Source organism: Streptomyces cinnamoneus (genome assembly GCF_014650495.1).
GTDB classification, from domain to species: Bacteria; Actinomycetota; Actinomycetes; order Streptomycetales; family Streptomycetaceae; genus Streptomyces; species Streptomyces cinnamoneus.
Genome location: NZ_BMVB01000002.1, coordinates 494,538 through 510,524 on the forward strand (window position 1 = coordinate 494,538; position 15,987 = coordinate 510,524).

9 protein-coding genes are annotated in these 15,987 nt (G+C 72.8%); 4 read left to right on the top strand and 5 right to left on the bottom strand.

The features are described 5' to 3' along the window. Nucleotides 1-82: 82 nt before the first annotated feature. Nucleotides 83-1,291 carry an L-2-hydroxyglutarate dehydrogenase gene (lhgD, locus tag IE182_RS04850; RefSeq protein ID WP_190108390.1) on the bottom strand — a complete coding sequence of 403 codons (1,209 nt, stop codon included), beginning with the start codon at nucleotides 1,289-1,291 and terminating at the stop codon, nucleotides 83-85. A 283-nt stretch (nucleotides 1,292-1,574) separates the two neighbouring features. Further along, nucleotides 1,575-3,101 (bottom strand): NsdA family TPR-like regulatory protein, encoded by a 1,527-nt coding sequence (locus IE182_RS04855; protein WP_190108347.1) that lies wholly within the window; start codon nucleotides 3,099-3,101, stop codon nucleotides 1,575-1,577. Between the two features lie 645 nt (nucleotides 3,102-3,746). Here IE182_RS04855 and IE182_RS04860 point away from each other — a divergent pair. Beyond that, nucleotides 3,747-5,864, top strand: a complete 2,118-nt coding sequence (locus tag IE182_RS04860) for an asparagine synthase-related protein (RefSeq protein ID WP_190108348.1) — start codon at nucleotides 3,747-3,749, stop codon at nucleotides 5,862-5,864. 74 nt (nucleotides 5,865-5,938) lie between these two features. Here IE182_RS04860 and IE182_RS04865 read toward each other — a convergent pair whose 3' ends face one another. Next, entirely contained in the window at nucleotides 5,939-7,807 is a 1,869-nt protein-coding gene (locus IE182_RS04865; protein WP_229844562.1) for a sigma-70 family RNA polymerase sigma factor, read from the bottom strand. Between the two features lie 673 nt (nucleotides 7,808-8,480). Next, nucleotides 8,481-9,242, bottom strand: a complete 762-nt coding sequence (locus IE182_RS04870) for a TetR/AcrR family transcriptional regulator (protein WP_190108350.1) — start codon at nucleotides 9,240-9,242, stop codon at nucleotides 8,481-8,483. 587 nt (nucleotides 9,243-9,829) lie between these two features. On the opposite strand from IE182_RS04870, the gene IE182_RS04875 reads away from it, so the two are divergent. Both IE182_RS04875 and IE182_RS04880 read left to right on the top strand, forming a co-directional pair. Continuing rightward, the gene (locus tag IE182_RS04875) at nucleotides 9,830-11,161 is read left to right on the top strand and encodes an NAD(P)/FAD-dependent oxidoreductase (protein ID WP_190108391.1); all 1,332 of its coding nucleotides are present in this window, start codon (nucleotides 9,830-9,832) and stop codon (nucleotides 11,159-11,161) included. A 265-nt stretch (nucleotides 11,162-11,426) separates the two neighbouring features. Further along, nucleotides 11,427-13,256, top strand: a complete 1,830-nt coding sequence (locus IE182_RS04880; RefSeq protein WP_190108351.1) for an ATP-binding SpoIIE family protein phosphatase — start codon at nucleotides 11,427-11,429, stop codon at nucleotides 13,254-13,256. Nucleotides 13,257-13,423: 167 nt separating this feature from the next. On the opposite strand, the gene IE182_RS04885 is transcribed toward IE182_RS04880, so the two are convergent. Continuing rightward, entirely contained in the window at nucleotides 13,424-14,740 is a 1,317-nt protein-coding gene (locus tag IE182_RS04885; RefSeq protein WP_190108352.1) for an MFS transporter, read from the bottom strand. A 101-nt stretch (nucleotides 14,741-14,841) separates the two neighbouring features. On the opposite strand from IE182_RS04885, the gene IE182_RS04890 reads away from it, so the two are divergent. Further along, nucleotides 14,842-15,390 carry a MarR family winged helix-turn-helix transcriptional regulator gene (locus tag IE182_RS04890; protein WP_190108353.1) on the top strand — a complete coding sequence of 183 codons (549 nt, stop codon included), beginning with the start codon at nucleotides 14,842-14,844 and terminating at the stop codon, nucleotides 15,388-15,390. Nucleotides 15,391-15,987: the final 597 nt, after the last annotated feature.

A 15,987-nucleotide genomic window follows, 5' to 3' on the forward strand; every position in this document is an offset into this window, starting at 1 on the left:
CCGGGCCCGCACAGGGGGAGGGCAAGCGGGCAGACGCCAAGCGGCCCCCGCTCTCAGGCCACACCCCGCCCCCGCCCCCCGCTCACGCCAGCCCCGCGAGCACCCTCCGCGCCACCTCCCGGCCGATCGGCAGGGACGCCGTCGCCGCCGGCGACGGGGCGTTCAGCACGTGCACCATCCGCGGCGACTCCGCGAACAGGAAGTCGTCCACCAGCGTCCCGTCCCGCAGCACCGCCTGCGCCCGCACCCCGGAGGGCGCCGGTATCAGGTCGTCCGCCCGCACCTCCGGCAACAGCCTGCGCACCGCTTCCGTGAAGGAGCCCTTGGACAGCGAGCGCCGCACCTCGCCCGCCCCGTAACGCCAGTGGCGCCGGGCCATCCGCCACGTTCCCGGGAACGCGACCGTCCCCGCCAGGTCGCCCGGACGCACGACACCCCACCCGTACCCCTCCCGGGCGAGCGCCGGCACCGCATTGGGCCCCACGTGCACCGTGCCGTCGATTCCTCGCGTGAGGTGGACGCCCAGGAAGGGGAACGCGGGGTCGGGCACCGGGTAGACCAGCCCGCGCACCAGCTCCGCCCGGTCCGGGGCCAGCTCGAAGTACTCACCGCGGAAGGGCACGATCCGCATGCCCGGGGTGTCGCCCGCCAGCCGCGCCACACGGTCGCTGTGCAGCCCCGCGCAATTGACCAGCGCCCGCGCCCGCAGCACCTCGCCCCGGGACGTGCGCACCGCGACGGCCGATGCCCGCCGTCCGACGGCCCGCACCTCCGCCCCGTACCGCACCGACGCCCCCGCGTCCTCCGCCAGGCGCGCCAGCTGCCCCGCCACCGCCCCGAAGTCGCACACGCCCGTCGTACCGACGTGGATGGCGCCGATGCCGCGCACGGCCGGCTCGTACTCCGCCATCTGGGCACGGCCCAGCTCCCGCACCGGTATGCCGTTCGCCCGGCCGCGCTGGACGAGGGCGTGCAGCCGCGGCAGCTCGGCGTGAGCGGTGGCCACGATCAGCTTGCCCGTCACCTCGTACGGCAGTCCGTACTCGGCGCAGAAGGCGACCATCTCCGCCGCGCCGCGCACCGCGAACCGCGCCTTCAGCGAGCCGGGGCGGTAGTAGATCCCGCTGTGGATCACTCCGCTGTTGCGCCCGGTCTGGTGGTGTGCCGGGCCGCTCTCCTTCTCCAACACGACGACGCGCGTGCCCGGGGCGGCACGCGTCAGGGCGTACGCCGTCGACAGGCCCACGATCCCGCCCCCGACCACCAGCACATCGCAGTCGTACGTCGTCAACACGTCACCTCCCCGCGCCCGCGCAGCCGCGCCCCGCCCGCGGCGGGCTCACCCTCGGCGCCTCACCCACGGATCCCATCATGACCCGAACCACTGACAACTGGCTGCCTGATGAGATCACGCCTGATCAGCGCGATGAGTTCCGCGGCGACGCAGTGATGTCGGGGCCGGACACGAGAGGACCGGGCATACCGGCACGCCCGCGGGCAGGGCCCCCTCGCGCCAAGGCGAGCAGGCCCCTCACGCCCAGGCGGGCAGGCTCACGCCAAGGCGAGCAGGCCCCTCACGCCGGGGCGACCAGCAGCGGACGTGCCCGCTCGCGCAGCTCCACGACCCGGGGCTCGTTCCCGTACGGCTCCAGCCGGTGCAGGAGATCACGCACGTACTCGGTCGTACGGGCCGAGGAGATCCGGCCCGCGACCTCCACCGCCCGGGCGCCCGCCGCGCATGCCGCGTCCAGGTTCCCCGACTCCAGCTCGGCCACCGCGGACACCACCAGCCGCAGTCCGTGCGAGCGTACGAACTCCTCCGTCGGCCGCGCCAGGGCCTGCTCCGTGAAGCGCTGTACCTGCCGTGGCATCCGCAGGTCGCGGTAGCACTCGGCCGCGTCGGCCGCGAACCGCTCCTGCGAGTAGAAATCCAGCCACGACGGGTCCGCGTCCCCCGGCCGCGCACGCTCCAGCCAGCCCTCGGCGGCCTTCAGCGCCGCCCCGCAGGCGGGAGCGTCCCCCGCCTTCGCCAGCGCCCGCGCCTCGACCAGGCGGAAGAAGCTCATCGTGCGGGCCGTCGCCAGCCCCCGGTTGCGCTCCAGGGCGGCCTGCGCCAGGTCCACGCCCTCGTCCGCACAGCCGCGGTAGGTCGCCTGCAGGCTCATCGACGCCAGGACGTACCCGCCCAGCGGAACGTCCGCCGCTGCCCGGGCCAGCCGCAGCGCCTGGATGTAGTAGCGCTGCGCGGCCTCCTGCTGGCCCGTGTCGAAGGCCATCCACCCGGCCAGCCGCGTCAGTTCGGCCGTGGCACCGAACAACGCGCGGCCCACCTCGTCGCTGTACGAGCCCAGGAGCAGCGGCGCCGCGTCGACGCGCAGGCACTCGGGCACCATGGACGAACGCCAGTCCCCGCCCCCGTACTTGGAGTCCCAGCGGCGGGCGTCGTCCGCGGCCTCCCGCAGCTTCGTCACGTCGCTGTGGCCGACGCGCTGCGGTAAACCGCCCTCCGCCCCCGCCCCGTTGGCACTGGCCGCGCCCGCCGCCCCGGCTGCCCCGGCCGCAGGGCCGCCGGCGGTCCCGGCGCCCGCGGCGGGCCTGGAGAGGGCCTCGCCCGCCGCCTGCTGCGGATCGCGCGCCACAGAGCTGTCGGCGGGAGTTATCAGCCAACGGGAAGCAGGAGTGGAGTAAGCGCTGACGGAAAAGGATCCGGCCAGGCTCTGCCAGATGCCCCCGCCGCCCCGCCTACCGGCGAGATCCAGCCGGTAGAGCTCCGTCGCGGACCGCACCGCCTGGCCGACATCGCGCGGAAAGGAGAGCCCCACCTCCGGTGCCGGGTCGGCGTCCGCCAGCCCGATCTCGTGCAAGGGCACCGGCCGGCCCAGCTTGGCCGCTATGGCGGCGGCGATCAGATGGGGAGCGGCGCCCTGCGGCACCATGCCCTTGGACACCCACCGCGCGACCGACGTCTTGTCGTAGCGAAGGGTCAATCCGCGCTGCGCACCGAGGTCGTTGACCCTGCGCGCGAGACCGGCGTTGCTGATCCCTGCGAGGGCGAGGACAGTGCCCAGCTTCTCGTTCGGCCCGCGTGGCTCCCTGGACATGCGCACCCCTCGACAACGCGACGCGCGCCCCGGCATAGGCACGAGGCATTCGTAAACCCAGCGTAGTTCGCCGCATCCCGACCGTTAAGAGGCGATGTCCCGGATGGCGAGATTCTGGTCCGTATGTGCGTGCATTGAGGGGCACGTGCTCCGGTTGAGTGTGGCCGTGCGCCCATCGTGCGCTCTGTCCGCGCCAACGCGGCGGAGGTTCCATGGAGGGGCGTGGGTTGGCCCGCTGTACTGGATCCAGTGGGCTGGGGGAAGCCGCCGCCTCATTCCCCGCGGGCGGCGGAACGGTCCGGGAGGTGGCTCGCGCCTCCCGGACTGTGACATTGCGGGGGCGGGTGGGACGCGTTCTTCAGTCGAAGCAGTCCTTTCGATCCCCCCGGACTCCCTCATCGGCGGGCGCCCGCATTTTGGCCGGATCCGGCCGTAGGGTACGCCGACGGCCGCACCCGGCCGAGGCGCCGGCAACGGAAGCCGTCACCGGCAGGTATCGTGACGAACCGCCACCATCCGTCGTTGTCCGATGAGTTGGCCGGCACTGTGCGGCAATCATGTGCTGCCCGCCGGATGTCGCAACGGTCGGATCGCTGTGCATGATGACTGCTACCTGTTGGTTGTCCACAGCCTGTGGAGGCGGCGATGCGCTGGTTGGTGGGATGGAGCTGCACCGCCGCCGGGCCCGACCGAGCGACCGGACGGGACAGCCCTCCGGGCCCACCGGGCACACCCGACCCGCAAAGCCCCGAGCGCCCCACCGTCCAGCCCGTCGGCGCCCGCCTCCTGTGGGGCGAACCCGCCCCCCTGTGGGCCGTCGGCGACTGGCGGCCCGACGAAGTACGCGTCGTCCACGCCGACCCCGCCACCCGCCTCGCCGTCCTCGGCCGCTGCGGAGCGAGCGACGACGCCCTGCGCACCGGCCTCCTCGCGGCACGCGGCGGAGCACTGCGCCACCTCACCGCATGGCCGGGCAGCTACACCGCCGTCGCCCAGGTCGGCCGCCGCGTGACCATCGCAGGAGACCTCGCCGGCGCCCGGCCCGTCTTCCACACCGCCTGGTCCGGCGGCACCGCCTACGCCACCGCTGCCCTACCGCTCGCCGACCTCGTCGAGGCCCAGCTCGACATCGGCTACCTCGCCGCCCTGCTCGCCTGCCCCGACTCCCCCGAAGCGCTCGCCGACGGCACCCCCTACAAGGACGTACGCCGCGTGCCTCCCGGCCACGCCCTCGTGCTGCGCGACGGCGCCCGTGACATCACCGGCTACGAACCCATGGCCTCCCTCGCCGTGGCCGCCCCCCAGGCCGACGCCCGCCAGGCCCTGGAAGGCGTCCGGGATGCCCTGGTCGAAGCGGTACGCACCCGCCTCGCCGCCCCCCGCCACGTATCCGCCCACCACGCCGCGCCCCCCGTCCCCGGCGGCGCCCCTTCCCGTCCGTGGGCCGGGCCGGCACCCGGCGTGGGGGCCGACCTCTCCGGAGGCAGCGCCTCCGGCACGCTCACCCTGCTCGCCGCCGGCCTGCCGGGCCTGCCCGGCACCCCCTACGGGCTCGGCACGGGCGCCGGGGAACGACTGCTCGCCGTCACCTTCAACGACCTCGCCGCCGACCCCGGCCACGCCCGCGACGCCGAACTCGAACGGGCCCGGGCCATCGCCGCCGGCCCCCGGCTCCACCACGTCATCGTCGCCGCCGGAACCGAGGCCCTGCTCTACGCCGGCCTCGACAACGGGCCGCTCACCGACGAACCCGGCCCCGCCATCGTCTCCGCCGCCCGGCACCGCCGCCGCCTCGCCGCCGGCAGCGCCGACCACCTCGTCGGGCACGGCGCACGCCAGGTCCTCGACGCCCATCCCGCCCGTCTCGCCGACCTGCTGATGGACCGTCGGCGCCGCTACCTCCTGCGGCCCGTCTCCGCGCTCGCGCGGGCGGACGGCCCCTCCGCGCATTCGCTGTTCGTCCCCTTCACCGTCTACCGGGCCGCACGCCGGCTGGCCCGTACGACCTACCGGGAGGGCCTGGAGGACATGGCGGCGAAGCTGCTCGGACCCGGCCGCGGCGCAGCCGAGGCCGGCGCCGTCGACGCCTCGCTGGCAGCGCTCACGTGGTGCCGGCCCGGCCCCGCCGCACGCTGGCTCACCGGCGAGGCCCTCGCCGAAGTATCGGTTCGCCTCCAGGGCGCGGCCGTCCGCCCCACGGGAGCACTGCGCCGCCCGGGCGAACGGCGCGCCGCCGGAGCGCTGAGCTGGCACGCCGCGGACCACCGCGTCTTCGAACAGGCGGCGGAGGTGCGCGGCCAGCGCCTGCACGCCCCGTTCCTCGACAACCAGGTCGTACGGGCCTGCCGCGCCCTTCCCGAAACCCTCCGCGTCCAACCGGGAGCGCGTGCCTCCGTACTCCGCGCCGTCCTCGCCGGCGCGGGCATCCACGACCTCCCGCCCGGCTGGGGCGCCACCTCCCACGCCTCGCACGCCGCCGAGGCCCGGGCCGGACTCAGGGCGGCCACGGGCCAACTGACGGCCCTCTTCGACGCGCCGCTCCTCGCCGAAGCCGGCCTCGTCGAGGCGGGGATCGTCAGGGACGCGCTGCGGGCGGCCGCCGAAGGCGCACACCTGCCCCTGGACGGGCTCGCCGAGCTCGTCGCGACGGAGATCTGGCTGCGCCGCCTGCTGGCACGACGCGGCACCTGCTGGACGGGCACGGCCGCCCCGCGTCAGCAGGCCGTGGCCGGCGGCGTGGCAGCGGCCTGGCCGAGCCTGTGAACCGGTGAGCCCGGGAGAGCGCCGGCGCGCGCCTGCAGGGCCCGGGGGCCTGAAACCCGGCGCAACGGCAGTACCTACGGACCCGCTACAGGCGGCCTGTTGCCGGCGTCGCACCTGATCCGCGCCATCGCCCAGTCCGCGACCGCCACCCGGTCGGCGGGGGAGACGGGCTCCACGGCCAGCCGCAAGGTCCTGTGCCCTGCCAGTGGCGCATGCACGGCGACCGCCGGAACCCCGGCCCGCACCGGGCCGGAGCTCCACAGCCGGGTGCCGTCCGCGAAGACGGAGAAGGTGACGGTGCCGAGGCCGAGCGTCATGTCGTCCACACCCACGAGCGCGTCGTAGGACGTGCAGGAACGGTTCAGGTCGATCGTCACCGACGACGAGGCGTGCACGCTGACGCCATGGCGGTACGCCGTGCCGCCGACCCGCATGCCGTAGCGCTGCCACAGCCAGCTGCTCGGGCCGAGGCGCACCTCCGGTTCCTTGCCGTCGCCGACACCGCCGTACTCCAGCTCGTTGAGCGGGAAGACGGCCGACGGCCGGGCCGCGGGCCGGGGTGGGGGAGTGGGCTCGGGCCGGAAGGTGACGGGGGCGGGGCTCGGTGCGGGCAGGGGAACGGTGGTGCCCGGGGCCGAGGCCGGGGACCTGGACGCCTCGGGCGTCGGGGACGGCGAGAGGGGCGATGCGCTCGGGCTCGTCTTCTCCGGCGCGGGTGTGGCGGCTGCCGCTTTGGCCCTGAGGGACGGCGGCAGGGTCGGGGCGGGGGAGGCGGTCAGGCTCGGCTTCGGCTTGGCGGGCGGTGCCGGTACGACCGGGGTCACGGCGGTCCTGGCCGCCCGGGGTCTCTCCGCGGGCGCCGGTGCACCGGCCGCCAGGGCATAGGCGACGACAGCCCCCGCGGCGGCCAGCGCCCCCGCCGCCAGCCCGATCTTCGCCGGCACCCCCAGCCCTTCCCCACCGAGGCCGGCCGAGCCGGACGTGGCGCTGCTGCCGGAGCCCGCGGACGTGGCAGCGGTCCCGGGGGCCCCCACCCCCCCTCCCCCCGAACCCCCACCTACCGCCGCGCCCGCGCCGGCCGCCGTGCCTGCGCCTGCCGCGAGTCCTGCCACGGCCTTGACCGACCAGCCCGCGGCGAACCAGCCGATGACCGCGACCGGCAGCAGCACGCGCAGCCGCTCGTTGACGTCGGCGACCTCCAGCGCCGCCGAACGACACCTCGCACATTCCTCCAGGTGCTTGCGCATCCCGCGCTCGGCCCGTGTGCGCAGCCTGCCCCGCGCATACGCGCCCAGCCGGTCCGCATACCGCGCGCAGTCACCACCGGACGTCAGCGAGCTGCTCACATGCGCCTGCAGGTACGCCTGCTTCAGTCCTTCGCGCGCCCGGTGCGCCAGCACCGCCGTGGCATTGGCGCTCAACCCCAGCAGCGGCGCGACCTCGCTCGGCGACTCCTCCTCCACCGTCGTGTGCCACAACACCGTCTGCCACCGCTCGGGCAGGCTGCGGAACGCCTGCACCGCCAGCGACTCCTCGGCCTCCTGCATGGCCCGTACGTCCGCACCCAGACCGAGCGTGTCGTCGTCCGCCGCCACGGACGGGGTGGCGGACGCGGTCGCGAAGACCGCGAAGTCCTCGACCAGCTGCTCCCGCTTGGCGGTCTTCCCCCAGGCCGCGGCGACCCGCCGCACGGTGGTCAGGAAATACGCCCGCACCGCGGAGTCCGGACCGGCACCGCGCCGCACCGCCTGCAGTGTGCTGGTGAAGACCTCGTTGGTCAGGTCCTCGGCGGTGTGATCGTCACGGCAGCACGTCCGGGCGTACCGGCGGACCGCGTCGGCATGGCGCCGGTACAGCTCTTCGTAGGCGTCACTGCTGTCGCCGCCGCGCAGCCGGGTGACCAGTTCGAGGTCGGACGGAGGCACATCCTCGTCGTCCTGCACGCCCGCATCATCGGTCGACGTACCGCCGCCGGTACAGGGGTCGGAGCCGTCGGAAGCCCCGGCCGTTCCCGTGCCCGTCGCCGAATCCGTTCCGGGATCGCCTCCCAGCCAGCCGCCGTCCCGCTGCTGCGGCACCCCCGTACCGAAGGCGCCGCTCCACAGCTCCAGCGGATCGGAGTCGGCCGACGAGCCGGCGCTGACGTCAGCACCGAGTCCAGCGCCGAATCCAGTACCGAGTCCGGCACCGAACCCGGCGCCGAATCCGAGACCGGACTCAGCACCGGAATCGGCGCCCCGGTCAGGACCGAAGCCATCCGCCGACGGGCCGTCAGGCGGCCCCGCCGGCACACCGGCAGCCGGACCGATGGGAAGGCCGGGTGGCCCTCCCTGGCCGGGCACCTTGTGCAACGGCGGAGGCTCGTCCGTCCCATCGCTCCCGCGCGGTTCTTCGCGCCCGTCAACGCCCATAGCGCAGGCTCCCCGTACACGCCGGCACACTCGAATACCGGCCAGCGTCGCACAGAGAAACGCGCCAGGATCGTTCCGGGAACCGCAACCACTCGTCCGGGTTCCGTTCGCAAGCCGGAGCACGAGTGGTCACCCGAAAGGATGAGACTTACCGAACGCCCGCCCCCTTCGGGGCCGTCGGACCCAGGCCCTGCCGGGCGACTCCCTAGGCCAGAGGCCGCGAACGGAGCCCTTCCAGCAGGATGTCCAGCAGCCGCGAGGAGGCGGCCGCCTGCTGCGCCGCGTCCGGCAGCGACGGCGCCGCCGTCGCTATCACCAGCAGCACATCGGCGACCGTCACGTCCGCGCGCAGCTCACCCGCCGAACGGGCCCGGTCCACCAGCCGGCCCACGACCTCCAGCAGCGCCGCTGCGCCCGCGTCGTCCCGGTCGTCGACCATCGTCGGCCGCTGCTCGACCAGACGCAGCTCGTGCAGCTGACCGCCGGTGACCCCGGGCTGCCGCTGCTGCGGCACCCGCGCCCGGTCCGGCACCTGGGCCTGGACCCGGTGCTCCTCCGGCTCGACCTCGACGCCGACCCGCAGCACCTGCGGCGGCAGCAGCCGGCCCGCGCCGGACGCGACCGACGTGCGCAGGAACCGGGACAGCGCCGACCACGGCTCGTCCTCCTGGCCCAGTGCCGTCCGCGCCTGCTCGGTCAGCCGTGCCGTCTCTTCCTCGGCTATGCGCCGGACCAGCACGTCCTTGCTGGGGAAGCGGCGGTAGACCGTCCCCACACCCACCCGGGCCCGGCGCGCCACGTCCTCCATCGGCGCCCCGTACCCCAGCTCGCCGAAGACCTCGCGAGCCGCCCGCAGCACATGTTCGAGATTGCGCTGAGCATCCACACGCAACGGCGTATTACGGCCACTCGTGCCGTCGGCCGTCGTCGCGACAGCGGCAGACCAATGAGAGCCCTGAATGTGCATACGTTCCCCCGGTTATGACGTCTCCCCCCGGAGACTCCCCGCCCTGACTGCCGGGGCACGTCACGACACCCCGACGGAGTACGAACATAGTTGAGCCCAGGTCAAGAAAGAAGGGGGTAGTTCCCCACAGGCCACCCTCGATTGGAGTACGGGCCTGATCCCCTCTGATTCTGCACTACCGCACCACCCCTTCGCATCCCTGCTGACCTGCACACCTTCCCTTTGCAACGGAGCCCGTGGCACGGACGGATCAGCTCCGTTGCCGGTCATACATTTCGCTCGGCCTGTGGACAAACCATTGATGGCGATGCGTCATGGGAAGGAGCTGTGCCACAACGCGAGGACGATGCGCGGACAACAGCGAGGAGGAAGGGGCATTGGTGAACCGACCGCCGCGGGAAGGGCAGGAGGAACACGAGGCGCGGGTGAAGAAGGAGGCGCCCGGGGCACAGCAGGCCCGGTCAACGGGGGAAGAGCACCGGGACCGTCCGCCACACGACCGGCCCCACCAGGAGGAACGATCGCCCCAGGAGGAGACGGCCCCCGCCCCCAAGGCCCCGGCCCCAGCCCCGGCCCCGAAAACCCCGGTGCGCATCCTCATCGTCGGTGGCGGCTACGTCGGGATGTACACGGCCCTGCACCTCCAGCGGAAGCTCAGGCGCGGCGAGGCCGAGGTCCTCGTCGTCTCCCCCGAGCCGTACATGACCTACCAGCCGTTCCTCCCCGAGGCCGCCGCCGGCTCCATCTCCCCTCGCCATGTCGTCGTGCCGCTGCGCCGCGCCCTGGGGGACTGCCAGGTGCTCACCGGCGAGGCCGCCTCCATCGACCATGCCAAGCGCACCGTCATGGTCAAGACCCTGGCCACCGAGGAGGAGGGCGCCGGCCCCATCGCGGTGCACTACGACGAGCTGGTGCTCGCCCCCGGCTCGGTCTCCCGCACCCTTCCCGTCCCCGGCCTCGCCGACTACGGCATCGGCTTCAAGACGGTCGAGGAGGCCATCGGCCTGCGCAACCACGTCCTCGAACAGATGGACATCGCCTCCTCCACCCGCGATCCCGAAGTCCGTGACGCCGCCCTGACCTTCGTCTTCGTGGGCGGGGGCTACGCGGGCGTCGAGGCGCTCGGCGAGCTGGAGGACATGGCGCGCTATGCCTCCCGCTACTACCACAACATTGAGCCCGAAGATCTGAAATTCATTCTTGTGGAGGCGAGCGGGCGCATCCTCCCCGAAGTCGGCGAGGAAATGGGGCAGTACGCGATCCGCGAGCTGCGCGGCCGCAATATCGACGTCCGTCTCGAAACGCGCCTCGACTCCTGCGAAAACCGCGTGGCCGTGCTGAGCGACGGCGCGCGCTTCCCGACCCGCACCCTCGTATGGACCGCCGGGGTCAAACCGCATCCCCTCCTCGCCGCCACCGACCTGCCCCTCGACGAACGCGGCCGGCTCAAGTGCACCGCCGCACTGCAGGTCGACGGCGTCGGACACGCCTGGGCGGCCGGGGACGCCGCCGCCGTCCCGGACCTCACGGCCGCCGCGTCCGGCACGCTCTGCGCCCCCAACGCCCAGCACGCCGTGCGCCAGGCCAGGGTCCTCGCCGGGAACGTCCTCGCCGCGCTGCGCGGCAGCAGCCTCCAGGACTACCGGCACAAGTACGTCGGCTCAGTGGCCTCGCTCGGCCTCCACAAGGGCGTCGCCTACCTCTACGGCAAGAGGCTCAAGGGCTATCCCGCCTGGTTCATGCACCGCGCCTACCACCTGAGCCGGGTGCCCACCTTCAACCGGAAGGCGCGCGTCCTGGCCGAGTGGACGCTTGCCGGCCTGTTCAAACGCGAGATCGTCTCCCTCGGCTCGCTGGAGAACCCGCGGGCCGAATTCGAACTCGCAGCAGGCACAGGACGCCACCCGGAAGCCAGTTGAAGCAGGTCGCAGGGGTGAACCGGACTCCGTCACCCCTGCATCGGACACGGCGTCTGACGGATGTCAGTCCGGTCGGCCACACTGGTCGTGTGACCATGAGTGGGCCGGTATCTGCGAAGAGTAACAATCATGAGGATTCGGACGTTTGCTGCATTCCCTCGGGGGCGGGCCCCCGCACCGCCAACCGCGTCCCCCCACCGGGCGCGCCGCTCAGCCACCCCACACCGCCGAGCTGATCCGGAACGACTCCGCGAGGTAATCCTCAGTGAACTTCACCCGCTGGAGCGCCCGGCTCCCCGGCACGCAGCGCCGAGCAGCGGCGCGCGCCGGCCGCAGCACGCCCCCACCACCTCAGCCCGCAACCGCGGCCGCCGCCGGCGCCGCCTCCGGGACCCCTTCCGGGACAGCCTCCGGCATCGGCCCCGGAGCCGTGCCCGCCGCGCGCGCCGAGAGCCCCCCGCTCGCTGACGCCGAGCCGGTCCCCGTCCCCAGCCTCGACGGGCTCTCCGTCCACGACGTCCTCGGCAAGGTCCCGGCCCTCGCCGCCGTCGTCTACGGACCCGATCACCGCATCGCGTACGTCAACGACGCCTACGCCGCCCTCTTCGGCCCCCGCCCGCCCGGCGCCCCCGCCCGCACCGCCCTGCCCGAGCTCGAAGCGCTCGGCCTGCTCCCCCTCATGGACCAGGTCCTGCGCAGCGGCAAGCCCCGCACGGTCAAATCCCGACGCGTGACCGTCCCCGCAGCCACGGAACGCTCCGCCACGACCGCACCGGCACCGGCCCCGGCCGCAGTCACGGCCGCCACCCTCGCCCCAGCCGACGCGGGCCACGTGCGCCACGGCTACTACACCTTCACCTGCTCCCCGATCGACGTAGGGGAAGCAACGGGCGCCCAGCGCGGCGTCCTCGTCTTCGCCGCCGACGTCACCGATCAGGTCGAAGCGGCCGAGCGCCTGCGCGCCAGCGAGCGCCGCCAGCGCGAAGCCGCCGTGACCCTCCAGCGCAGCCTGCTCCCCCAAGAGCTCGAACAACCCGACGACCTCCGCGTCGCCGCCACCTACCAGCCCGGCGGCAAGGACACCGCCGTCGGCGGCGACTGGTACGACGTCATCACCCTCGGCGCCGGCCGCACCGCGCTCGTCATCGGCGACGTCATGGGCCGCGGCGTGCGCGCGGCAGCCGTCATGGGCCAGCTGCGGACGGCCGTACGGGCCTACGCCCGCCTCGACCTGCCGCCCCACGAGGTCCTGCAGCTCCTCGACGGCCTCGCCGCAGAAATCGACGCCACCCAGATCGCCACCTGTGTCTATGCCGTCCACGACCCCAACGAGGGCCGCCTCGTCTACGCCTCGGCCGGCCACCTGCCGATCCTCGTCCGCGACCCCGACGGCACCGTCCGCCGCGCCGCCGAGCCCACCGGCCCCCCGCTCGGCACGGGCGGCTGGCTGCACACCTCCGGCACCATGCCCCTCGGCCCCGGCTCCAGCGCCGTCCTCTACACGGACGGCCTCGTCGAGCGGCGCGACGAGGACATCGACGAAGGCGTCGCCGCCCTGGAGCGGGCCTTCGCCGGCGCGACCGGCTCGCCGCAGGTCATGTGCGACCGCCTCATCCGCGCCCTCGGCGTGACCCAGGAGCACGACGACGACGTCGCCCTCCTCGTCCTCCAGCACCCCGCCCGCACCGGACACGACGCCGAGCTCTTCCACAACGCCGCGCTGGAGCTCCTCGGCGGAGTGGAGGCCGCCCCCCGCGCCCGCGCCTTCGCCTCCGGCGTCCTCGCCAGCTGGCGCTTCCCCACCGACCTCCGTGACCTGGGCGTCCTCGCCACGAGCGAGCTCGTGGCCAACTCGCTCCAGCACGGCACACCCCCCATGCGCCTGCGCCTGCGCCGCACCGACCGGCGCCTGATCATCGAGGTCACCGACGGGGACGACCACCTTCCGCGCCGCCGCCGCGCCGAACCCGCCGACGAGGCCGGCCGCGGCATCTCGATCATCGCCACCATCGCCTCCTCCTGGGGCTCACGCCGCACACCGGGCGGCGGCAAGGCGGTGTGGTGCGAGTTCGCCCTGCCGGCAGGCCATGCATAGGGGCACACATGACAAAGGACCCGGACACGGAAGCGCACGGCTTCCGGCCCGGGCCCTCGCCCGTCCCCTTATCTACGTCCCTTTATCTACGTCCTCTACCTACGTCCTCTTATCCACGTCCCGGTCATCTCCGTCCCACCGGTCCCCGTAGACCCTCGCTGCCCGGCTCAGGCCGCTACGGGCACGCGCTCGCCGGCGTCCTCGGCGACAGTGGCCGCCTTGGGGGCCGCCGCCGTACGGCGCGCGTGGGCGACGAGCGGATTGTCCTGCGCCGGGGTGAGCCGGCGGCCCAGCCGCAGCGCCAGCGCGGAAATGCCGAGCGAGCAGACGATCAGCAGGACGATGTACGCGACGTACATCCCCGCGCCCGCCATCATGCCGCCCGCCGCCGGGCCCACGGCCAGCGCCAGCTGCTTCACCAGGGCGAAGGCCGAGTTGTACTGACCCACGAGCCGCGCCGGGGCCAGGTCCGCCACCAGCGGGGCCATCGTCGGCGACAGCATCGACTCACCGATACCGAAGAGCGCATAGGTGGAGATCAGCAGCGCAGTCGCCACGCCGTGCGCCCCCGGCACAAGACCGGACACCCCGGCAGCGACCCACGCGACCGTCCATATGAGGCCGACCAGCGCAATCACCCGGCTCCGGCGACGCCGCTCAACGAGCTTCAGCACGACGAACTGGGCGAGAACGATCGCCGCGGTGTTCGCCGCCAGGGCGATGCCGAGCATCGCGGGCGAAATCCCGGTGACCTCCACGGCGAACGCGGCCAGACCCGACTCGAACTGTCCGTAGCAGGCGAAGAACATCACGAAGCCCAGCACACACAGCTGCACCATGGCCCGGTCACTGAGCAGCGTGCGCCAGCCACGCGCAGCCGCGGGGTCCGTCGGCACCGCGTCCTCGACCTTCGGCGCCCGCGGCAGCCGGACGGTCGCCACCGTCGCGCCCAGCACCAGGAACATCACCGACTCGATCGCGAAGAGCCGCACGAAGCTGGACGGGTCCGAGGTGTCCACCAGCTGGCCGCCGAGCAGACCGCCGACACCCAGCCCGAGGTTGTTGAGGAAGAACTGCATCGCGAACGCGCGCGACCGGGTGGCCGGCGTCGAGCACCACACGATCATCGTCGCGAGGGACGGCTGGATGACCGCTATACCCGCACCCATGGCCGCAGCCGCGGTCACGACGAGCGACTGGCTGTCCGCCAGCCCCAGCCCCATCGAACCGACGGCGGCCGAGACCGTACCGGCGATGGCAACAGGCAGCGGACCCCGCCGGTCGATGAACCGGCCGGTGAAGGGCAGCACGACGAGCGCGGCCACGGCAAACGTCGCCAGCACGATCCCCGCCGTGCTCGCGCCGAGATCCCGCACCTGAGACACATAGATGAACAGGAACGGAACCGTGAAGCCGCTGCCGAACGCGCTCAACGCGTTGCCCAACTGGATCCGGCGCAGTGCTGCGCCCATCGCGGTGGTCACACTCACCCCTCAACCTTGAAGACTTCAACCCTAAACTTCGAAGCTAAACAGTACATGACGAAGGGCTTTAGGGCGAATCTTTTTCTGTCATACTGCCGCTCATGGCTGACACCCCCGAGCCGGCCGAGCCGAGCCTCGACGAACAGATCGCCGCCTACCAGCGCGAGTTCCAGGGCCTGGATCCCCAGGTCGAACGCGTGGTCTCGGCGCTCAGCCGCCTCAACCGGCGCATGCACGTCGCCTACGGGCGCCAGACCGCCGAGCTCGGCATCAGCAACGGCGAATGGGAGGTCCTCAAGGCCCTCGTCCTCGCCGGCGCCCCCTATCGCCTGGGCCCCGGCGACCTCGCCAAGCGCCTCGGCCTCACCCCCGCCGCCATGACCCACCGCATCGACCGCATGGTCGCCGAGGGCCTCGTCACCCGTGAGCGCGACGAGAACAACCGGGTGCGCGTCATCGTCGGCGTCACGGAGGAGGGGCGAGCGAAGTGGTTGGAGGGGCTGCGCATGGCCACGGTCTTCGAGGAGGACCTCCTCCAGGACCTCTCCAGTGAGGAGCGCGGACAGCTCGGAGCGATGCTGACCAGGCTGCTCCGTCGTGTGGAAGAGGCCCAGCCGGATGCCGGCGGGCGATTGAACGACCTCGACTGAACGATCTCGACTGAACGGCCCTACGGAAGCCCGCCGGAGGCGAGTTGACACGGGTCTGGCCGATGCGTAGTGTTCTCCGAGTTGTCACGGCGCCGCAAGGCTTCCGGGACAGCCATTCGAGCCGCACCGGCGGCACATCACCACTGCACGGCCCCTGAACGGGATGTATTTCGGCATGCCGAAATACGGAACGGGATGGCCTGGGACTTCGATTAGGAGTCGCCGGGGAAATCCGCTAAAGTAGTGATCACGCCGGAAGGCGCGAAACAAAACCCCGCTCCAACAGGGGGCCGGAAACGGAATCCGAACCGGAAACGGAACGGAAAACGGATCTGGTAAGGTTGGAAACAACGAAGGGAAGCGCCCGGAGGAAAGCCCGAGAGGGTGAGTACAAAGGAAGCGTCCGTTCCTTGAGAACTCAACAGCGTGCCAAAAGTCAACGCCAGATATGTTGACACCCCGTCCATCTCGATGGATGAGGTTCCTTTAAAAGTCCTGCCGGGTCCGTTTGGATCGGGTGGGCACACACAGCGAGGACGCTGTGAACGACCGGGCCTATTCCGCCTGGTTGTTCCGCTCAACGCGAGTGTATGACCC